The following is a 19,260-nucleotide window of genomic DNA, read 5'->3' as shown; positions in this document are numbered from 1 at the left end:
GTCCTAGCCGATCGCCTGCTGCAGGTCCTCCAGCAGGTCGTCGACGTTCTCGATGCCCACGGAGAGGCGTACGAGGTCGCCGGGCACCTCGAGCGCCGAGCCGGCCACCGACGCGTGCGTCATGCGCCCGGGGTGCTCGATCAGCGACTCGACGCCGCCGAGGGACTCGCCGAGCGTGAACACCTTGGCGCGGTTGCAGACCTCGACCGCAGCCTCCTCGCCGCCCGCGACGCGGAAGGAGATCATGCCGCCGAACGACCGCATCTGCTTGGCCGCGACCTCGTGACCGGGGTGCTCCGGCAGACCCGGGTACAGCACCTTGGTCACGCGCGCGTGCCGGGTGAGCATCTCGGCGACCTTGCCGGCGTTCTCGCTGTGCCGGTCCATGCGCACGGAGAGCGTCTTGGCACCGCGCAGCACCAGCCACGAGTCGAAGGGCCCGGCGACCGCGCCCATCGCGTTCTGGTGGTACGCCAGCTCCTCGCCCAGCTCCTGGTCACCGGTGATCAGCGCACCACCGACGACGTCCGAGTGGCCGCCCATGTACTTGGTCAGCGAGTGCACGACGACGTCCGCGCCGAGCGCCAGCGGCTGCTGGAGGTAGGGCGTGGCGAAGGTGTTGTCGACGACCAGCCGGGCGCCCGCCTCGCGCGCGATCTGCGCGACCACGGCGATGTCGGTGATGCCGAGAAGGGGGTTGGAGGGCGTCTCCACCCAGATGACCTTCGTCTTCGGGGTGAGGGCCGCCCGTACGGACGCCGGGTCGCTGGTGTCGGCGACGGACCACTCGACGCCCCACCGGGAGACGACCTTCGCGAAGAGGCGGAACGTGCCGCCGTACGCGTCGTTCGGGATGACCACGTGGTCGCCGGGGCTGAGCAGCGTACGCAACAGGCAGTCCTCGGCAGCCAGTCCGGACGCGAACGCGAGGCCTCGGCGACCGCCCTCCAGGGCGGCGAGGTTCTCTTCCAGGGCGGTCCTGGTGGGGTTGGCGCTACGGCTGTACTCGTAGCCGCCGCGCAACCCGCCGACGCCGTCCTGCTTGTAGGTCGAGACCTGGTAGATCGGCGGGACGACCGCGCCGGTGAGGGGATCGGCGGTGTTGCCCGCGTGGATCGCCAGAGTCTCGAAGTGCTGACTGATGTGCCTGTCGCTCATGGGCCCGAGGGTAGTGCGCCCGCGGGGCTGATGACGGCACACGGGGGTGCGGGGGCGGCGGACAGGGGTACGAAGACGGGGGCACGGGGGCACGGAGGGGCACCGACCCGAGCGACGGACCCCGTCCGGGCGGCTCCGGCGCCGGTCGGCGGCGCCCGGGTTCGCCAATTGTCGGACCCGTCTGGTTCGCTTGTGGCATGGAGATTCTCTGGGTCCTGATGGCTCTGGCCATGTTCAGCATGGTTCTGCTGCCCGTCCTCAGGCGCAGGCGCGCCGGTTTGCAGCTGGTCTCGCCCGGCGACCCGGACGCCGCGGACCCGGCGAACTACGGATTCCTGCGGCAGGAGGAGCTGGACATCCGCATGCCCGGCCCGGACGCCGACCTGCTGGACGTACTGAACGTGGTGCAGCAGACCCAGGAGTACCGGGCGGCGTCCCAGCTCCTGGCCGGCACGGAGGTCGAGGGCGACCGGCGCTGGCAGCGCGTGCAGGCCTTCGCGGGCGCGGCGTCGCTGGAGCTGCAGCAGCGCCCGGGCGGGGTCAGCGAGACGCCCGGCGGGCAGTGGCTGCGGGTGTGGCGGGCCGAGGCTCCCAAGGACGCGGGCGGCGCGGCGGTGCACGCGGAGTTCCTGGTGCAGCAGGCGTGGCGGACGTCGACGCCGGGGACGGACGAGTTCCGGATCATCATGGAGGAGGCGAAGGCGGCGTGCGACGAGGCGGCGCTGCTGTCCCCCGGTGACCCGATCCCGTACGTCATCGAGCTCTCCGTGGCCCGCGGACTGGCCTATCCGCAGCCGGAGTTCGAGAAGCTCTGGCTGAAGATCCTGGACCGCGCCCCCGCCCACATGGGCGCACACCTCGCGGCCCTGCACTACTGGTGCGAGAAGTGGCACGGCTCGCGCGAGGTGGCGTACTCCTTCGCGGAGGCGGCCGCCGCGCGCGCCCCGCAGGGCTCCCTGCTGGCCGCCATGCCTCTCTTCGCGGTCTTCGAGCACCTCCCCGAGGTGAACCTGGTCCGCAGCTTCTACCAGAGCGAGGTCGTCACGAAGGCGGTGCACGGCGCGCTCTTCGCGGTGCACGCGGCCCGCGCCGACGACCCGATGCTGGCGCATGTCCGCCACCTCCTGGTCTTCTTCCTGGTCCGCGGCGAGCGCTGGTCGGAGGCGATGAACCAGCTGGTGCACGTGGACGGCCACGTCGGCGCCCTGCCCTGGACGCTCACCCCCGACCCGGCGGCGGACTACGCGATATACCGGGCCCTCGCGGTCGCGGGCTACGAGGCGAACGGCGGCAACCCCGCGACCCTGCCGCACTGAGGCCTGCGTCGGCCCCTCGCCGGCGCCCCGTCCCGAACCCCGTCCAGGAATGCCGGACGGGGTTCGTACGTTGACGCCCCTGCCCCCACCCCCCGGACCGGACCTCGTGGAGACCGCATGTTCCTGCACAGCCGTATCCCGCAGCTCCCGACCGCCGAGCAGGCTCTGCGCGGCCGGCCGGAGCCGATCTTCACGGTCCCCGACCGGCACACCGTCCTCGGCACCCCGCTCCTCGGCCCGTACCCCGAGGGACTGGAGATCGCCGACTTCGGCATGGGCTGTTTCTGGGGCGCCGAGCGCAAGTTCTGGCAGCTCCCGAAGGGCATCCACACGACGCTCGTCGGCTACCAGGGCGGTTTCACCGAGAACCCCACCTACGAAGAGGCCTGCTCGGGTCTGACCGGCCACACGGAAGCGGTCCGCGTGGTCTACGACCCCTCCGAGATCTCCTACGAGGAGCTCCTGAAGGTCTTCTGGGAGTCGCACAACCCGACCCAGGGCTTCCGCCAGGGCAACGACGTGGGCACCCAGTACCGCTCCGCCATCCACACCCACACCCCCGCCCAGGCCGCCACTGCCGCCGCCTCCCGTGAGGCCTACCAGCGGGTCCTGACCGGCTCGGGCCACGGCAGGATCACCACGGAACTCCTCCCGGCCGAGGGCCGCGTGTTCTACCCGGCCGAGGCCTATCACCAGCAGTACCTGGACAAGAACCCGGCCGGCTACTGCGGAATCGGCGGTACCGGGGTGTCCTGCCCGATAGGGGTGGCGAAGGCCGACGGGTGAGCTCCGGCGCGTCGTCCCCGCGCTGCCGGCGAGGCAGTGGCAGGAGCGGCGACTGTCGGTCACTTCGGCCTCGTTCGAATAGAACAGCACCGGCGTTCCACTCGCCCTACGATCCCTCGCATGCTGATTCGCCGGACATTACGGATGATCATCGTGCTGGTCATGACCCTCGCCGGTGCCGTCGGGGGTGGGGTGGCGACGGCGCAGGCCGAGGGGGGCCGGCCGTCGCTCGATCGGCAACTGCTGTTCTACAACCACTCCTACGGAGTCCTCGACCGGGAGACCGCCGACGCGATCGAGCACTCCGACTATCTGCGGGACTTCGCCAACTTCCAGGTCCGCACCACGACCGGTACGGGCGGGCGGACCTGGACCGGTCGCTATCTGATGGGCCGCGAGACCTATCTCGAACTGTTCGGGGTCGGTGACATCCCCGGCCAGGACGGCACCCTCGGCTCCGCCGGGCTGGGCCTCTCGACCGAGCGGGCAGGAGACCTCGCGACGGTCACCGAGCGGCTGAAGGACGAGGGCGTCGCCGACCCCGTCTCGTTCCTCCAGACGCGAGACTTCGGTGACGGCGTCCCCGTGCCCTGGTTCGACGCCATCCTCACCACCGAGGAGTACGACGCCTTCGGAGCCTGGGCGATGGAGTACCGGCCCGAGTACTTCGCCGACCCGCGCGGCAAGACCGAGCCGGCGAGCTTCCCCGGTGACGTCGGCCGGGAGCGCTACCTGTCCGACGACTACCGCACGCATCTGATGCGTGACGTCACCTCTGTCCGCCTGGCGGTCACCGAAGGCGACCTCGCCGACACCGTGCCACTGCTGCGAGCCGGCGGGTTCACCGTCCGGACCGTGGGGGGCGGTGGCGTCGTCGCCGAGCGTGGCGGCACCACCATCCGGTTCGACGCCGTCCCGCGCGACCAGGCCGGTATGCGTCAGATCGACCTGTCGCTCAACCATCCCGTGAAGGACCGGCACGTGGAACGGATCGGCAATTCGGACCTCGTCGTCGGCCCGGGCAGCCATGCCGTGTGGAAGTTCGCGGAGAACGGCACCGAGTAGGCGGTGCGGGGCGCGCTCTCGTCGGGGGCGCGCCCCGTACTCACAGTTCGAACGGTATCGAAACGATTGTTGGTGCCGTGCCGTCCTGCCTACGGTTCGTGCGTACCGCTCGCAACCGATTCGAGGGGACGGGGTACCGCATGGAGATCGCTGAGGCTCAGGTCAACAGGACCGCTGCGTGGTTGTCGGCACGTCGTTTGCCGCTGCTGGTGCTCCTCGCGCTGGTGGCGCTCGTGGTCACCGGCGTCGGGGCGTCGATGTGCTGCCTCGTCGAGTAGTGGAGCCCGAGGGCGCGGTACGGCGTGCCGAGGTACGCCGTACCGACGGGGCGGCTCCCCTGGAGAACCCGGAGAACCCGGATAACCCGGAGAACCCGGAGAACGCCGAGAACCCAGAGAACACAGAGAACACAGGGCGCCTCACCGGCGTAAGAGGGCCCTTCCGTGGTGCGCCGTCGGCCGATGCGCGACGTATGGAGGCGTGGGTCGGCCGGATCGGTGCCGGCACTCTCGCGGTGCTGTGGATCGAGGGGGCGCGCGGCTGGCTCCACGCGGGAAGTGCGATGGGGACGGGTATGGCACGCTCCCACGTTCCGTTCTTCCAGAACGCGCACGCGGTGACCACCACGTACCTGGTGCTCGCCGTACTGCTCCTCGTCGGCGCGGTGATCCTGCCGACGAGGCGGCTCGCCCTCGCCCTGACGGTCTGGACCTCGGCCCAGGCCGTCCATCTGATCTACCACGTCTACGACATCGACATCGTGGCGCCCGCCGAGCGGCTGCGGCTGTTCGGCGGTTTCGCCGCCAGTCTCGCCGTCGCCGCCGCGCTCATCCTGCTGCTCCGCCGAGCGAGCGCGTCGAGCGCGTCGAGCGCCCCGGAGCCGGCAACGACGGATCCGGGGGTCGGCCGGCCGCAGGGGTAGCTTGGCCCCATGTGCGTCTCCATGGATCAGGCCGAGTTCTCCGGCACCACCCTGTACGCGGGGCGGTTGCGGCATCCGCTGCACGGGCTGATCCACGTGCTGGGCTATCAGAACACCGCGGTGAACCTCGCCGACGGACCCAACGCCATGCTGCTGCATCTGCCGACGTATCGGATGACGCGGCAGAACTTCCTGTCCGTGGGCCGGAGTTCGGACGTACTGGAGCGGATGGTGGACGCGGTACGGCCCCGGTCCGTGGCGGCGCCCGATGAGATCGCCTGGATGGGGGCGGCGCCGGCGGAGGTCGAGGTGTTCGAGCACGACATCTACACGGTGCTGCTCGCACGCGACCCGAACGCGATTCCCGCCGCACTGGCGGAAGTTGCGGAGCACAGGCGGCCCGGGCTCGATCCCGCGCTGCTGCGGTTCTACGCGGAGCGGTATCCGGGGCACGCCGTCGCCGTGTGCTGCTTCGACAACGCGCAGGCGGCGCAGGCCAAGCCGTTGATGATGTGGTACGAGCCGCACGACCCGGAGCTGCTGACCTTGCCGGCCCTCGACTGCCACACCGGGCAGGCGCCCGACCTCGACTCCCCAGTGACAGTGGACCATTGGGTGCTCTTCGGGACGGACGAGGCCCCGGAGGGCTGGGGCGAAGCCGTCGACCACGACCCGGCCATGCGGCACGACCTGCGCCGGTTTCTCCCCGACACCGTCGTGGGGCGCTCCTTCCGAGGCACCCTGCCCAACGGGGACTTCGCCCTCGGGCACGGTGACCTCCTCAGCGGCGACCTGGACCGCGTCTTCCGGCTCCGGCCCGGCTTCACGCCTGACGCCGGGGCCTGAAGAACCTCCCGGAGCTGGGCGGCGTCTGTCAGTTCCCGCCGCTCCCGTACGGCCGCGTCAGGATCTCCAGCCTGTGGCCGTTCGGGTCGTCGAAGTACGTCCCCCGGCCGCCGTCGTTGCGGTTGATCTCGTCCGGGCGGTGGTGGTAGGGATCCGCCCAGTGCGTGAGGCCGGCCGCCTCGATGCGGGTGAAGATCTCGTCGAAGTCCTCCTCGGAGACGAGGAAGGCGTAGTGCTGCGGCGTGATCGGGACGTCCGTGTCCATGTAGTCGAGGGTCACAGCGTTGGGGATCGCGACCGGGATGAACGGGCCGTACGGCGGGCTCACCTCAAGGCCCAGGATGTCGGCCAGGAACTGGGCCGAGACCTTCTTGTCGTGCGCGGCGACGATGGTGTGGTTCAGCTCGACGGTCATCGTGCGGACCTCCTCGTACGTCCCGTATGGGCCGTCCGCCCTGCCGGCCGTGCGTGTCGGCTTCGCGGACACCTTCCACGCTAGGCGGGTCCGTCGACGCGCACATCCGCCGCAGGGTCCGTCGCGGTCCTACTCCCCTCCTCCCCCGGTATTCGGCCCGGAGTCCTAGGCATACGCCTCCGGGTGGGTGCGGCATCAAGGGTGTTCGCCCCCTCCGCCCCTACCCGTCCCGTACCTCGGGGCTGCGCCCCCAGACCCCCGCTGTCGGCCTGAACGGCCTCGTCCTCAAACGCCGGACGGGCTGAAAAGCCTGCCCCCAGCGGGTGGGTGGGGGATCGGGACGGCCGGACCGCCCTCGAACACCGGACGGGCTGAAAAACCCGCCCCCAACGGGCGGGCGGGCGATCCGGACGGCCGGACCGCCCTCGAACACCGGACGGGCTGAAAAACCCGCCCCCAACGGGCGGGCGGGCGATCGCGACGGCCGGACCGGACTCAAACGCCGGGCCGGCCGATCCCCCACCACTGCCGACCAGCAGGTCAGATCGTCGACGTGTCGATCACGAAGCGGTAGCGGACGTCGCTGGCCAGTACGCGCTCGTACGCGTCGTTGATCTCCGAGGCGCTGATCAGCTCGATCTCGGCGCCGAAGCCGTGCTCGGCGCAGAAGTCGAGCATCTCCTGGGTCTCCTGGATGCCGCCGATGCCGGAACCGGCGAGGGTCTTGCGGCCGGCGATCACCGAGAAGAGGTTGATGGAGACGGGCTCCTCGGGGGCGCCGACGTTCACGAGCGCGCCGTCGGTCTTCAGCAGGGAGAGGAACGCGCCGAAGTCCAGCGGGGCCGAGACCGTCGACAGGATGATGTCGAACGTGCCGCGCAGCTCCTCGAAGGTCTTCGGGTCGCTGGTCGCGTAATAGTGGTCGGCGCCCAGCTTCAGGCCGTCGTCCTTCTTGCGCAGGGACTGGGAGAGGACAGTGACCTCGGCGCCGAGCGCGTGCGCGATCTTGACGCCCATGTGGCCGAGGCCGCCCATGCCGAGGACGGCGACCTTCTTGCCGGGGCCGGCGTTCCAGTGCTTGAGCGGGGAGTACGTGGTGATGCCGGCGCACAGCAGCGGGGCGGCCACGTCGAGGGCCAGGCCGTCGGGGATGCGCACGGTGTAGTTCTCGTCGACGACGATCTTCTCGGCGTAGCCGCCGTACGTGCGCTCGCCGTTCTTGTCGAGGGCGTTGTACGTGCCGGTCATGCCGCCGCCGGTGCAGTACTGCTCCAGACCGGCCTTGCAGTTGTCGCACTCGCGGCAGGAGTCGACCATGCAGCCGACGCCCACACGGTCGCCGACCTGGAACTTCGTGACGCCCGGGCCGACCTCGGAGACGATGCCCGCGATCTCGTGGCCCGGCACCATCGGGAACATGGCCTCGCCCCAGCCCTCGCGGACCTGGTGGATGTCGGAGTGGCAGATGCCGGCGAACTTGATGTCGATCAGGACGTCGAACTCGCCGACCGGGCGACGCTCGATGGTGGTGCGCTCCAGCGGGGCCTTGGCGGCGGGGGCGGCGTACGCAGCAACGGTGGTCATGCCGTGGGTCTCCTCAGGAGGGGTTGTGCGCCCGGCTGCCTTCCGGCCGGGCGCAAGGTCCAGCCTGCCCTTTCGCGCAGCAATCACCCAGGTCACGGCTCTGCGTACGCACGGTGGTCCTACTACTGGCGGGGTCAGGCTCCCGTGCGTACGACGGGGAATACTTGACGCATGAACGTACACCCCCCTCAGGAGACCGCCGGGGAACCGGGGCAGCCGCTGGACCGGCGCGCCGAGCTCAGCGAGTTCCTGCGCACCCGCCGTGCCCGGCTGAAGCCCGAGGACGTGGGCCTGCCGGACTTCGGGCGGCACCGCCGGGTGCCGGGGCTGCGCCGCGAGGAGCTGGCCCAGCTCGCGGGCGTGTCCGTGGCGTACTACACCCGCCTCGAACAGGGCAACGGACGGAACGTGTCGGCGGAGGTGCTCGACGCGATCGCCCGCGCACTGCGACTGACGGACACCGAGCACGCGCACCTCACGCATCTCGCCAAGCCCAAGCAGCACAAGAAGAAGCGGACGGCCCGGCCCCAGCAGGCGCGGGGCGCGCTGCGGCAGCTCATCGACACCATGGACGGGATTCCCGCGTACATCGTCGGGCGGCGCTCGGACATCCTCATCTGGAACCGGATGGCCGCGGCCGTCTTCGGCGACTGGTCGCAGCTGGCGCCGCAGGAGCGGAACTGGGCGCGGATGGTGTTCCTGAATCCCGCGTACCGCGAGCTGTTCGTGGAGTGGGATCAGAAGGCCAGCGACATGGTCAGCTATCTGCGGATGGACGCGGGCTGCCACCCTGACGACCCGCGCCTGTCCTCTCTCGTGGGTGAACTCTCCGTGCACAGCGAGGAGTTCAGGCGGCTGTGGGCCACGCACGACGTGAAGGAGAAGGGCCACGGCGTGAAGCGGCTCCACCATCCGCTCGTGGGTGAACTCACCCTGTCCTTCGAGACGTTCAAGCTGCCCGACGACACCGAGCAGTCACTGGTCACCTATCACGCGGAGCCGGGCTCGGCGTCCGCCGACGCCCTGCGGCTGCTGGCGAGCTGGGGAGCCGACGCCACCCGGGCGGGCGCGGCGTCACCCCAGCCGTGAAAACGCCAGGGCCTCAGGGCTGATACGGCGGCATCGCCCCCCACGTCCACCTCGGCACGGGCTGCTCCGCTGGTGCCGTCGCGTTCGGGCCCGAGAAGTAGACCGCGAGGCGGGTGCCCCACTCGACGTAGGCGAGGAACGCCGAGCGGAACTCGGCGTCCGTGGGCAGACCGGCGTCGTCCGCCGCGTCCTGGAGGAGGTTGACCCAGCGGCGGCGCTGGGCCTCGGTGATGTTCTTGCCGAAGTGCTTGGCGACCATGTGGCCGTGGCCGCCCTGCTGTTCGGAGTAGGCCTTCGGGCCGCCGAAGACCTCGCCGAGCCAGAGGGCGACGTGCGCCGCGTGCTCGGGGGCCAGTCCCTCGAAGAGCGGCGCGAGGAGGTCGTCCTTGACGACCCTGTCGTAGAACACCTCGGTCAGCCGGGAGAAGGATTCGGCGCCGCCCGCCCAGTCGTACAGCGTCGGCACGGCCGCGCCCGTGCCCCGTACGGTGGTCGGCTTGTAGTGGCGCATCTCCTCGATGTCGGCGATGTAGGGGCGGATCTCGGCGAGGAAGTCGGGGAAGAGCTCCGACTTCCGGAAGCCCTCGACGTGGTCCTCGGTCGAGGTCCAGGTGATCCGCAGGATGAAATGCTCGAAGTCGTCCTCGCAGCGCGCCAGTTCGTAGTCGACGCACTGCGGGGCCGCCGTCAGCTGGGCGGCGGCCCGGGTATAGGCGGCCAGGAACTCCGCCGACTGCTGCTCGGGAATGCGGTATCGGATGTACTCCACGGTCTGCACAGTCATGGCTCACACACAACACGAAAGGCCCGCCGGACGCCTTGCTTCCGGTGGGCCTTTCGCTCACGGCTCACTCGCCGCGGTACGCACGGCGCTCACTCACCGCCGGGCGCGCCGTCAGCTGGAACGCGCCCGATCTCACTTCCCGTAGAACGCGTTGTAGATCGAGAGCGTCGACTTGTTGCCCTTCTTGTCGGCGATCCCGGCGCGGAAGGAGATGGCCTTGCCCGCCGCCGGGTTGGCGTAGGTGATCCGTCCGTTCCTGACGTCGGTCTTCTTCCAGTTCTTGCCGTGGTCGTACGACACCCACACCACCAGCGACTTGAGGTTGCCGCCCTTGGCCGCGCCCTCGACGGTGACCGGGATCGTCACGTTCCTGCCGGCCGCGACCCTGCCGTCGAGGCCGACGGCCGCGTTGAAGCGGACGGTGGAGGCCGGGAGGGTCACCGCGATGTCACCGGACGGCTTCTTCGAGTGGAAGGTCCAGCTCGCGTCGATCCGGGTGGAGGCGGCCGCGACCTCGGCGCTCCGGACGACCGAGGTGGTCAGCCTGTACTGGGCGTCGCCGGAGGGGACCTGGAACGCGGTGTCGCCCAGCACCGGGTCGGTGCTGCTGCCGATCTTCGCGCCGTTGCGGTACAGCGTCGTGTGCGCCGAGCGCAGGACCGACTCCCCGAAGTGCTTGCTCGCGTCGGCGAACAGCGGCAGGAACCCGTAGACGAAGTTGCCGTCGCGGAAGAGGCCGTACTCCGAGCTGAGGTGCGGGCCGAAGACCGCCGTGTTGAAGATCTTCGTGTAACTCCTGCCCGCCTTGAAGGTCTGCGGTTCGCCGAGCGAGTAGGAAGCCTCGGTGATCGGCACGCCGTCCGCGTCCTTGCCCGCGTTCTGGTCGAGGTCGAACGTCCACCGCACCTTGTGGGCCGTGGACAGATGCAGTGTGCGGGTGCCCGGCAGCGGCTGCTCCGCGGGTACGCCGAGGACGACGTCGTCGGGCAGCACGCCCCAGACGCTGAGCGCACCGGTCTTGCCGGGGGCCGCGGCGCCCAGGTGGTTGTTCACCGTGGCGAGTTCGCCGGCCGTGAAGTGGCGGACCTTGCCGCCCTGGATCCTCTTGACCGCGGCGGTGGTCGTCACGTCGTACTCGGTCTTGTCGCCCTTGGTGAACTGGCCGTACCAGGTCTGCCGCAGACCGGTGACCTCGGGGCCGAGGTGAGCCATCCGCAGGTTCGCGAAGGAGTCCAGGTCCATGGCGACGCCCTGGCCGTCCAGCGCGTCGTAGGCGTAGTTGATCGACGCGGACAGCGGCTTCGCCGCGGCGTCCGGCACCGTGATGTCGGCCGCCTTGGTGGTACGCGCGTCGAGCGTCACGGAGACGTCCCTGGTGACACTCAGCTTCGGCTGGACAAGCCAGTCGAGGCCGCCCTCGAACGTCTCGAAGTCCTTCGCAATCCAGGCGTCGAGCAGGTAGGTGCCCTTGGGCACACGCATGGTCGTCGTACCGGAGGCCGTGACGGGTACCGCGTAGCCGTGGTCCTTGCCGAGGCCGCTGTAGCCGACCAGGACGGTGCTGTAGCTGTTGGTCGGCTGCCCGTCCTTGCCGATGTGCCTGACCGTGACGTCGTACGACTGGATCTCACGCTGCACGGCCGCGGCCGTGCGCACGCTCTGGCCGCCGCCCGTCGCCGTCACGTAAGCGGAGTACGCGCCGTCGATCGTGCCGCCCAGCTTGGTGTTGACGGTCAGCTTGACGGAGGTCTTGCCGCCCGCCGGGACCTTGACGGTGGTCGCGCCGAGCTTGAAGAAGCCTGCCGGAGCGGCCTGCTTCTTCGGGTTGGTGGCCGTCACCGCGAGCTTGAGCGTGACGTCCTTCCTGCCGAGGTTGCGGTAGGTGAGCTGCTTGGTGACCGGCTTGTCGTCGGTGTGCGGCCACTGCTGCGTACCGAAGCTCACCGACACCGGGTCGGCGATCACGGTCTGCTTGATGGCCCTGTCGACCTGGATGCGGCCCGAACCCTGCTGGAACGGCGTGTACTTGCCGCCCTTCGCCGAGCCGGTCAGCGCGCCCTTCAGCTCGGCGTACGTCCAGTCGGGATGCTCCTGCTTCAGGATCGCCGCCGCGCCCGCGACATGCGGGGTCGCCATCGACGTACCCGAAATGGTCAGGTAGCCCGGGGGTTTCTCGCCGACCTCCTCGTCGATGAGGCTGCCCTTGGCCGCCGCGGCGGTGATGTCCACGCCGGGCGCGGTGACGTCCGGCTTGATGGCGGCGTCCCCGGCGCGCGGGCCGGTGCTGGAGAATTCGGCCAGCTTGTCGTGGTCGTCGACGGCGCCGACGGTGAGCGCGGCGTCCGCGCTGCCGGGCGAACCGATCGACTGCGGGCCGGCGTTGCCCGCCGCGATCGCGAAGAGGATGCCCTTGTCGGCGGAGAGCTTGTCGACCTCCGCCTCCAGCGGGTCGATCTCCGGGGTGTCCGGGCCTCCGAGGCTCAGGTTGACGACGTCGGCGCCCTGCTCGGCCGCCCACTCCATGCCGGCGAGGATGCCGGAGTCGTCACCCGAGCCGGTGTCGTCGAGGACCTTGCCGTTGAGGATCCTGGCGCCGGGTGCGACGCCCTTGTACTTGCCGCCCGACTTGGCGCCGGTGCCCGCCGCGATGGAGGCCACGTGCGTGCCGTGGCCGAAGCGGTCGGTGGCGTCGGCTGCCGTGCTGAAGTTCTTCGCCGCGATGACCTGGGTCTTCAGGTCCGGGTGGGTCGCGTCGACGCCGGTGTCGAGGACGGCGATCTTGACGCCCTTGCCGGTGTATCCGGCCGCCCACGCCTTGGGGGCGCCGATCTGCGGCACGGACTTGTCGAGGCTGGCCCTGCGGACGCCGTCGAGCCAGATGTGCGCGACGCCGGAGGCGCACTCGTCGCCGTTGGTGACCGCGGCCCACAGCTGCGCGGTGTCCTTCTGGGGTGTCTGTACGGCGTCCGCGTTCAGGGACGTGAGGGTGCGGCGCAGGGTGCCGGCGTCGCGGACTTCGGCCTTGGCGGCCGTCGCGGCGCCCCGGTAGCCGACGATGACCTTCAGGCCCTTCTGCTGGGACCTGCGGGTCGCGGCCTTGTCGAGCTCGGTGATGTCGAAGAGGCGCTGGTCGAGCTTGCCGGCGTTGACCAGGCGGGCCGCGTCGGCCGGAGTCACGAGCGTGTGGCCGTTGTCCCTGCGGATCTGGACGGGTATGTGCTCGCGTCCCTTCGCCCGCTCCAGGCCGACGACGCGGCCCTTGGAGTCGACGGCGACGCGGTCACCGGTGATCAGGGTGATGCGGTGCCTGGCCGTGGATCCGCCGTGCTTCGCCGCTGTGGCCGACTTGGCCGTGGAGGTGCCCTTCGCGCGCTCTGCCCGCACCGACGCCGGGGTGGTCATTCCCGCCGTCAGGGCCACGACGGCCGCCGTGGCGACCGAGGCCGCGCATGCTCTTTTCACTTGTGTACGCAAGTCTCCCCCTGGAGAAAAGGTCCGGACGAATCCCCATTCGTCCGCCCGGGGGCGATCTCACACCTATGTATGACTGTGCACCCCCCGGATTACGCAGTATGCCGGGGGGTGCACAGCCCCTCAATAGGGGAAACACAGCCACGAGTTGAGGCAGGCGCTCCACTCCGCGCCCGCGCGCCGCCGCGCGCCCTCGCGAGCGGGGGCGCGGGCTCCCGTGGGCGGAGGGCGCGTCACGCTCCCGCGTTCTCCTTGACGGTGATCCTCCCCTTGCGGATCGTCGCGACGCGCGGCGCCTTCTTCGCGATCGCGGAGTCGTGGGTGACCATGATGAAGGTGAGCCCGTGCTCCTTCCACATGGATTCGAGTACGTCCATGATCTCGTCGCGCATCGACTCGTCGAGGTTTCCGGTGGGCTCGTCGGCGAGCAGCACCTTGGGCTGTTTCACCAGCGCGCGGGCGATGGCGACGCGCTGCTGCTGGCCGCCGGACAGCTCGCTCGGCAGATGCCCGAGCCGCTCCCCGAGACCGACCGACTCCAGCGCGTCGGCGGCCCGTTGCCGCCGCGCCTTGACCTTCACGCCGAGGGGTACGAGAGCGGTCTCCACGTTCTCCTGCGCGGTGAGCGTGGGGATCAGGTTGAAGCTCTGGAAGACGAAGCCGATGTTCTCGCTGCGCACCTTGGTGAGCTTGGCCTCGGAGAGTTTCGCGAGGTCGATGCCGTCGAGTTCGACGCTGCCCGCGGTGGGCCGGTCCAGGCCGCCGAGCATCTGCAGCAGCGTGGACTTGCCGCCGCCGGTGGGCCCCTGGATGACGAGCCGGTCGCCGTCCCCGATGGTCAGGTCGACACCGGCGAGCGCGTCGACGACGTCCTTGCCTCGCGTATAGCGCTTGGTGACGCCTCTGAGTTCGTACATGGTGCAACTCCTGGGATGGATGAGGCGCTTGGGGGTTATTCGACGCGGCGCAGGGCGTCCGCGGGGCGCAGCCGGGAGGCGCGCCAGCCGCCGAATGCGCCGGCGATCAGACCGCCGGCGACGGCGAGGCCGACCGCGACGGCGATGGTGGAGAGGCTGACGGGCGCGGTCAGGGCGACGTCGAGGGCCTTGCCGGCCGTCTGCCGGCCGGGACCGCCGAAGCCGCCGCCTCCGCCCGGGCCGCCGCCCGCGTTGCCGCCGCCGGAGCCGACCTCGGCCTGGAGGGTGGGGCTGATCGCGGTGACGACGTAGGCGCCGGCGAGGCCGAGCGCGATGCCGAGGGCGCCGCCGACCAGTCCGTTCACGACGGCCTCGCCGACGACCTGGCGGGTGACCCGGCCGGACTTCCAGCCGAGCGCCTTGAGGGTGCCGAACTCCCGTACGCGCCGGGAGACCGCCGAGGACGTGAGCAGGCCCGCGACCAGGAACGCGGCCACGAGCACAGCGATGGACAGCCACTTGCCGACGTTCGTGGCGAGGTCGGAGGCGGTGGAGAGGGAGCCGGAGACGGTGTCCGCGAGGTCGGCGGAGGTCGTCACGGTCGTACCCGAGATGTTCTTCTGGATGGTGCTCTTGACGCTGCTGATCTGCTGCGAGTCGGACGCCTTGACGTAGATCGTGGTGACCTTGTCCTTGGAGTCGCTGAGCGTCTGCGCCTGCTTGAGCGGGATGTACAGGTTGGCCGCCGCGTCGCCGCTGTCGGGCGTCGCGATGCCGATGACCTTGTACTTGACGCTCTTGACGGTGACGGTGGAGCCGACCTTGAGCTTCTTCTCCTTGGCGTACGACTTGTCCGCGACGACGAGCTCGGCGTTCGTCTCGGTCGTCCTGAACGTACGGCCGCTGGTGATCTTCGAGGAGGTCAGCGGGCCGAGCGCGGGCTTGGTGACGTCGGTGCCGTAGACGGAGTAGTTGTTGACGTCGAACTGGGCGCCGCCGCCCTCGACCCGGCCCTGCGGCGAGGGCTGCGCGCCGGGCTGCCTGCCCTGCTGACTGCCGTTGTTCCGGTCCTGCTTGAACTGGCCCTGCCTGAACTGGCCGCTGATCTTGATGACCCGAAGGCTCAGTCCGCCGACCGCGTCCGAGACGCCGTTCTGGCCGTCGACCTTGGTGACCGTCTTGGCGGAGAGGGTCTGGAAGCCCTGGACCATCACGCGGTCGCTGCTCTGCTCCTCGTCGGAGTCGCTGTCGCGCGCGTCGAAGTTGAAGCGGGGGCCGCCACTGCCGGAGGCCTGCGGGGCGGCGGCCTTGGTGACGGTCATGTCGGTGCCGAGACCGTAGAGCGATTCGAGGACCTTGTCCTGGGCCTTCCCCATGCCGGACGACACGGAGCTGACCACGATGACCAGCGCGATGCCGAGCGCGAGTCCGGAGGCGACGACGAGGGCCGCTTTTCTGCGGCGGCGCAGTTCGCGCCTCAGGTAGGTGAAGAACATGGCCGCAAGCTAGGTACGGCGCGTGATGACTGGATAAGGCCGAAATAAAAGAACGATGAGAAGGCTGTGGCGGAGCGGGAGTTCAGCTGTGCGCGGCCGAGGAACGCTGTGCGTCCGCCAAGGCCGACGGCCCGCACCCCGGGCGGGGTGCGGGCCGTCGTACAGCGGAAAGACGCGGGTCCTGCGGGAGCGACCGCGGGTGTTACGCGGCCGAACCGGCCTTCCACGCGGCCCAGTCCAGGTTCCAGCCGTTGAGGCCGTTGTCCGGGGCGATGGTCTTGTCGCCGGTGTTCTTGACGACCACGACGTCACCGATGATGGAGTGGTTGTACATCCACGCGGCGGGCGTGCTCGGGTCGTTGGCGCCCTTGGTGTCGGACAGGCCGACGCAGCCGTGGCTGGTGTTGACGGAGCCGAAGATGGACTTCGCGCCCCAGTAGTTGCCGTGCATGAAGGTGCCGGAGCTCGACAGGCGGATGGCGTGCGGCACGTCCTTGATGTCGTACTCGCCCTTGCCGTCGTCGTCCGTGAAGCCCACGGTCGCGCCGTTCATCCGGGTTTCCTTGAACTTCTCCGACATCACCATCTGGCCCTCGTACGTCTTGTTGACGGGCGAGCCGGAGGAGATCGGGATGGTCTTGATGACCTTGCCGTCCTGGGTGACCTTCATGGTCTTGGTGTTGGCGTCGACGATCGAGACCTGGTTGCGGCCGATCTTGAAGGTGACCGTCTTCTGCTGCACGCCGTACACACCGCTCGCGCCCTCGACCCCGTCGAGGTTCAGCTTCAGCGTGACGGTGGAGCCTTCCTTCCAGTACTCCTCAGGTCGGAAGTCCAGGCGGTTGGCGTTGAACCAGTGGCCCACGACCTCCTGGCCGCTCGTGGAGGAGACGGTGATCCCCTTCTGCACGTCCGCCTTGTTCGTGATCGCCTTGTCGAAGTTGATCGAGACGGGCATGCCCACGCCGACGGTGGAGCCGTCCTCGGGCGTGAAGTTGCCTATGAAGCTGTTCGCCGGGGAGACCGTCGTGAACGACGCGTTCTCGTGAGCGACGCGGCCGTCGGAGTCCTTCGCCTCGGCGGTGACCTTGTAGGTGGTCGAGCGCTCCAGCTGTCCGGTGGGCGCCCAGGTCTTCTTGTCGGCGGATATCTGTCCGGCGACGGCGCTGCCCGCGGCGGTCTTCATGGTGACGTCCGTGAGCGAGCCCTTGCTCACGGTGACCTTGGCGGCGTTGTTGATGGAGGCGTTGTCGGAGCCGTCCTTCGGCGTGATCTTGATCTGGGCCTCGGAGGTCTTCTTCGCGGCGGCCTCGTCGACCTTGGCCTGCGAACTGGAGTCGCCGCCGCCGTCGCCGCTGCCACTGGCCTTGTCGTCGCCTCCGCCGCAGGCGGTGAGCACGAGTACCCCGCCGAGCAGTGCGGACGCGGCCATCAGACCCTTGCGCCGCTTACCGTCCGTCATCACACGCTTCTCCATGGTTGCCGAATCCCCAAAACCCCGAGAGTCCTCGCGTCCCTCGAGCACCCCGAGTCCCCGCTGAGAACTTCCTTGAACTCTCGTGAGATCTTTCAACGCTACGACCCGTTCGCCCCGTTCCACATCCCGCGGACGTGTGGGGCACACCACGTCGGGTCAACCCGACGCCTGGTGCACAAGTGGTCTCTGCGTCTCCTGAGACGACGAAACCCCGGTCGGCGGTTGCCGCCCGGGGTCACGATTGCCCCCAAGGTGCGTCAGCCGACTCGGACTTCCTCGTCGTCCACGTCGTCATCATCCTCGTCGAGATCCCAATCAGGCGAATCGGGGTCGTAGTCGATGGGCTCGCTGCTCCACGAAGCCTGGGTGAGCTCGACCCCGGGCACCTCGCTGACCAGGTCGAACGGGTCCACGAGATAGGCGAGTGCTTCGGCAGTGTCTTCCGTCACTGCGTTCTCGGCGTGCGCCCGCTCGTCGGCCGGCATGCCGGTGTCGTCGGCGATCCGCCGCAGCGCGGCCTTGGTGACGGCGTCGACGTCGTCGACTTCCACGACCAGCTCCACACGAAGCCGGACAAAACGTGATGTCTCAGGTGTGCTCATGGGACGGAGCGTACGGCCCGCAGCTCACGTGACTTTCCCGCGACCCGCGACTTTCATTAGCATCGGCCCACACGGCCAATTCGCCAGCGCCACAAGGGGATCGATATTTCGTGTCCGCCGCACGTCGATCGTTGCTGACCGCCACCGCAGCGGGGACCCTCCTGGGAGCCCTGTGGTTCGTCCCGTCCGCCAACGCGACCCAGGAGAAGCCACCTCAGCAGCCCTCCTCGGCGTCCACCGTCACACCGACGCCGCTCTCCGCGGAGTCGGACACGACGCAGGAGGCCGGCGTAGGCACGCAGCTGGCCGACACGGGAAGCATCGACACGACGCCGTACGTCATCGGCGGCACCCTGTTCCTCGGCCTGGGCGCCGGGTTCGTGACCTACTCGGTACGCCGGGAGCGCACGGCGGCCTTCTGAGCGCTCCGTTCCGGGCCGGACAACCCACGGGAAACCCATGCGAGACCTGACCGAGCTGACCGACGTCGAGGAGCCCGCGTGGCCCCTCCTCGCCCATGCGCTCTCCACGAGCCCCGTCTCCCACGACGCGCTCCCCGTGGACCCCGCGCTGGGCCGCGCGACCCTGCTGCAGCTGCAGGTGACCGCCCGCTCCTGGCTCGGCGCATTCGTCCTCAACAGCGGCGGCCTGCTGCTGGACAGCGGCTGGCTGCGGATCTACGGCAGCCCGGACCACGCGACACCCTCCGGGCTGCCGGGCCTCGCCGAGGTGAACGGCTTCCCCGAGCGGTTCGACCCGGGGTGGCGGCCGGAGGGCGGGCTCGTCGTCGGCCATGACGTCCTCGGCGGGGTCTTCGCGCTCAACGGGCCCGACCCGGCTGCCGCGGGCCGCCCCGGCCGTCCCGGCGCGGTGGTCTACTTCGCCCCTGACTCGCTGCGCTGGGAGGACCTGGAGGTGGGCCACGGGGACTGGCTGCACTGGCTCCTGGGCGGCGGCACGGAGCAGTTCTACGAGACGCTGCGGTGGCCCGGCTGGCGCGCCGAGTCCGGCGCCCTGCACGGCACCCAGGCCCTCTCGGTCTTCCCCAACCTGTGGTCGGCGGAGGCCCGCCGCGACCTCCCGGGCACCAGCCGCCGCCCGGTCCCGCTGACCGACCTGCTCACCCTGCACCGCGACTCCGCCCACCAACTCGACTCCGTCGACCCGGGCTTCCTGGGCATCGAGTAACGGCCGGGGGCCACCCGCCCCCGGCCGTCCTGCGGTCTAGGGGGTGTTGTGAAAGTCCCGCACAGCACCCACGGCGCCCGGCACGCACCCTCGCCGCACCGGCCGAAGACCCAAGTACGTCCAGTACGAGGGCCTTCGTCCGGC

At 69.8% G+C, this 19,260-nt stretch carries 18 protein-coding genes; 9 read left to right on the top strand and 9 right to left on the bottom strand.

Features of this window, described 5'->3' with window-relative positions:
- Positions 1-3 precede the first annotated feature (3 nt).
- Positions 4-1,158, bottom strand: coding sequence for a cystathionine gamma-synthase (locus ABZS97_RS25550; RefSeq protein WP_356140863.1), 1,155 nt, complete (start codon positions 1,156-1,158; stop codon positions 4-6).
- Between the two features lie 197 nt (positions 1,159-1,355).
- On the opposite strand from ABZS97_RS25550, the gene ABZS97_RS25545 reads away from it, so the two are divergent.
- From ABZS97_RS25545 to ABZS97_RS25520, 6 genes are all read left to right on the top strand, one after another.
- The gene (locus ABZS97_RS25545) at positions 1,356-2,474 is read left to right on the top strand and encodes a hypothetical protein (RefSeq protein WP_356140861.1); all 1,119 of its coding nucleotides are present in this window, start codon (positions 1,356-1,358) and stop codon (positions 2,472-2,474) included.
- Between the two features lie 117 nt (positions 2,475-2,591).
- A complete protein-coding gene (gene msrA / locus ABZS97_RS25540; protein ID WP_356140859.1) occupies positions 2,592-3,260 on the top strand; it encodes a peptide-methionine (S)-S-oxide reductase MsrA in 669 nt (222 codons plus the stop codon).
- Between the two features lie 144 nt (positions 3,261-3,404).
- A complete protein-coding gene (locus tag ABZS97_RS25535) occupies positions 3,405-4,325 on the top strand; it encodes a DUF5829 family protein (protein WP_356140900.1) in 921 nt (306 codons plus the stop codon).
- 140 nt (positions 4,326-4,465) lie between these two features.
- On the top strand, positions 4,466-4,603 hold the full coding sequence (locus ABZS97_RS25530) for a hypothetical protein (protein WP_356140857.1): 138 nt from the start codon (positions 4,466-4,468) through the stop codon (positions 4,601-4,603).
- Positions 4,603-5,247 carry a hypothetical protein gene (locus ABZS97_RS25525; protein ID WP_356140855.1) on the top strand — a complete coding sequence of 215 codons (645 nt, stop codon included), beginning with the start codon at positions 4,603-4,605 and terminating at the stop codon, positions 5,245-5,247. The genes ABZS97_RS25530 and ABZS97_RS25525 overlap by 1 nt, the downstream gene beginning before the upstream one ends.
- A 9-nt stretch (positions 5,248-5,256) precedes the next feature.
- A complete protein-coding gene (locus tag ABZS97_RS25520; RefSeq protein ID WP_356140853.1) occupies positions 5,257-6,093 on the top strand; it encodes a hypothetical protein in 837 nt (278 codons plus the stop codon).
- A 28-nt stretch (positions 6,094-6,121) separates the two neighbouring features.
- On the opposite strand, the gene ABZS97_RS25515 is transcribed toward ABZS97_RS25520, so the two are convergent.
- On the bottom strand, positions 6,122-6,508 hold the full coding sequence (locus ABZS97_RS25515) for a VOC family protein (RefSeq protein WP_356140851.1): 387 nt from the start codon (positions 6,506-6,508) through the stop codon (positions 6,122-6,124).
- 540 nt (positions 6,509-7,048) lie between these two features.
- Positions 7,049-8,092 carry an NAD(P)-dependent alcohol dehydrogenase gene (locus tag ABZS97_RS25510; protein WP_356140849.1) on the bottom strand — a complete coding sequence of 348 codons (1,044 nt, stop codon included), beginning with the start codon at positions 8,090-8,092 and terminating at the stop codon, positions 7,049-7,051.
- A gap of 171 nt (positions 8,093-8,263) precedes the next feature.
- On the opposite strand from ABZS97_RS25510, the gene ABZS97_RS25505 reads away from it, so the two are divergent.
- Complete coding sequence (locus ABZS97_RS25505) at positions 8,264-9,181, top strand: helix-turn-helix transcriptional regulator (RefSeq protein WP_356140847.1); 918 nt, start codon at positions 8,264-8,266, stop codon at positions 9,179-9,181.
- 13 nt (positions 9,182-9,194) lie between these two features.
- On the opposite strand, the gene ABZS97_RS25500 is transcribed toward ABZS97_RS25505, so the two are convergent.
- From ABZS97_RS25500 to ABZS97_RS25475, 6 genes are all read right to left on the bottom strand, one after another.
- Entirely contained in the window at positions 9,195-9,965 is a 771-nt protein-coding gene (locus ABZS97_RS25500; protein ID WP_356140845.1) for an antibiotic biosynthesis monooxygenase, read from the bottom strand.
- Positions 9,966-10,097: 132 nt separating this feature from the next.
- Positions 10,098-13,427, bottom strand: a complete 3,330-nt coding sequence (locus tag ABZS97_RS25495; protein WP_356140843.1) for a S8 family peptidase — start codon at positions 13,425-13,427, stop codon at positions 10,098-10,100.
- 242 nt (positions 13,428-13,669) lie between these two features.
- The gene (locus ABZS97_RS25490) at positions 13,670-14,353 is read right to left on the bottom strand and encodes an ABC transporter ATP-binding protein (protein ID WP_356140841.1); all 684 of its coding nucleotides are present in this window, start codon (positions 14,351-14,353) and stop codon (positions 13,670-13,672) included.
- Between the two features lie 35 nt (positions 14,354-14,388).
- Positions 14,389-15,849, bottom strand: a complete 1,461-nt coding sequence (locus ABZS97_RS25485; RefSeq protein WP_356140839.1) for an ABC transporter permease — start codon at positions 15,847-15,849, stop codon at positions 14,389-14,391.
- Between the two features lie 202 nt (positions 15,850-16,051).
- Positions 16,052-17,326: an Ig-like domain-containing protein gene (locus tag ABZS97_RS25480; RefSeq protein ID WP_356140837.1), complete on the bottom strand. Its 1,275-nt coding sequence runs from the start codon at positions 17,324-17,326 to the stop codon at positions 16,052-16,054.
- A 257-nt stretch (positions 17,327-17,583) separates the two neighbouring features.
- Positions 17,584-17,928 carry a hypothetical protein gene (locus tag ABZS97_RS25475; RefSeq protein ID WP_356140835.1) on the bottom strand — a complete coding sequence of 115 codons (345 nt, stop codon included), beginning with the start codon at positions 17,926-17,928 and terminating at the stop codon, positions 17,584-17,586.
- Between the two features lie 110 nt (positions 17,929-18,038).
- On the opposite strand from ABZS97_RS25475, the gene ABZS97_RS25470 reads away from it, so the two are divergent.
- Together ABZS97_RS25470 and ABZS97_RS25465 are read left to right on the top strand one after the other, a co-directional pair.
- On the top strand, positions 18,039-18,350 hold the full coding sequence (locus ABZS97_RS25470; RefSeq protein WP_356140833.1) for an LPXTG cell wall anchor domain-containing protein: 312 nt from the start codon (positions 18,039-18,041) through the stop codon (positions 18,348-18,350).
- Positions 18,351-18,387: 37 nt separating this feature from the next.
- A complete protein-coding gene (locus tag ABZS97_RS25465) occupies positions 18,388-19,116 on the top strand; it encodes a DUF2625 family protein (protein WP_356140831.1) in 729 nt (242 codons plus the stop codon).
- Positions 19,117-19,260 lie beyond the last annotated feature (144 nt).

This window comes from Streptomyces sp. NPDC005485 (genome assembly GCF_040606085.1).
Lineage (GTDB): Bacteria > Actinomycetota > Actinomycetes > Streptomycetales > Streptomycetaceae > Streptomyces.
The sequence above is the reverse complement of the archived record's forward strand: the minus strand, read 5'-3'. Positions and strand labels throughout refer to the sequence as shown.

Excerpts from the sequence above, each read along its gene's own strand:
- ABZS97_RS25550 (WP_356140863.1), bottom strand. The coding sequence starts at position 1,158 with ATGAGCGACAGGCACATCAGTCAGCACTTCGAGACTCTGGCGATCCAC.
- ABZS97_RS25545 (WP_356140861.1), top strand. The coding sequence starts at position 1,356 with ATGGAGATTCTCTGGGTCCTGATGGCTCTGGCCATGTTCAGCATGGTT.
- msrA (WP_356140859.1), top strand. The coding sequence starts at position 2,592 with ATGTTCCTGCACAGCCGTATCCCGCAGCTCCCGACCGCCGAGCAGGCT.
- ABZS97_RS25535 (WP_356140900.1), top strand. The coding sequence starts at position 3,405 with ATGATCATCGTGCTGGTCATGACCCTCGCCGGTGCCGTCGGGGGTGGG.
- ABZS97_RS25530 (WP_356140857.1), top strand. The coding sequence starts at position 4,466 with ATGGAGATCGCTGAGGCTCAGGTCAACAGGACCGCTGCGTGGTTGTCG.
- ABZS97_RS25520 (WP_356140853.1), top strand. The coding sequence starts at position 5,257 with ATGTGCGTCTCCATGGATCAGGCCGAGTTCTCCGGCACCACCCTGTAC.
- ABZS97_RS25515 (WP_356140851.1), bottom strand. The coding sequence starts at position 6,508 with ATGACCGTCGAGCTGAACCACACCATCGTCGCCGCGCACGACAAGAAG.
- ABZS97_RS25510 (WP_356140849.1), bottom strand. The coding sequence starts at position 8,092 with ATGACCACCGTTGCTGCGTACGCCGCCCCCGCCGCCAAGGCCCCGCTG.
- ABZS97_RS25505 (WP_356140847.1), top strand. The coding sequence starts at position 8,264 with ATGAACGTACACCCCCCTCAGGAGACCGCCGGGGAACCGGGGCAGCCG.
- ABZS97_RS25500 (WP_356140845.1), bottom strand. The coding sequence starts at position 9,965 with ATGACTGTGCAGACCGTGGAGTACATCCGATACCGCATTCCCGAGCAG.
- ABZS97_RS25490 (WP_356140841.1), bottom strand. The coding sequence starts at position 14,353 with ATGTACGAACTCAGAGGCGTCACCAAGCGCTATACGCGAGGCAAGGAC.
- ABZS97_RS25485 (WP_356140839.1), bottom strand. The coding sequence starts at position 15,849 with ATGTTCTTCACCTACCTGAGGCGCGAACTGCGCCGCCGCAGAAAAGCG.
- ABZS97_RS25480 (WP_356140837.1), bottom strand. The coding sequence starts at position 17,326 with ATGGAGAAGCGTGTGATGACGGACGGTAAGCGGCGCAAGGGTCTGATG.
- ABZS97_RS25475 (WP_356140835.1), bottom strand. The coding sequence starts at position 17,928 with ATGAGCACACCTGAGACATCACGTTTTGTCCGGCTTCGTGTGGAGCTG.
- ABZS97_RS25465 (WP_356140831.1), top strand. The coding sequence starts at position 18,388 with ATGCGAGACCTGACCGAGCTGACCGACGTCGAGGAGCCCGCGTGGCCC.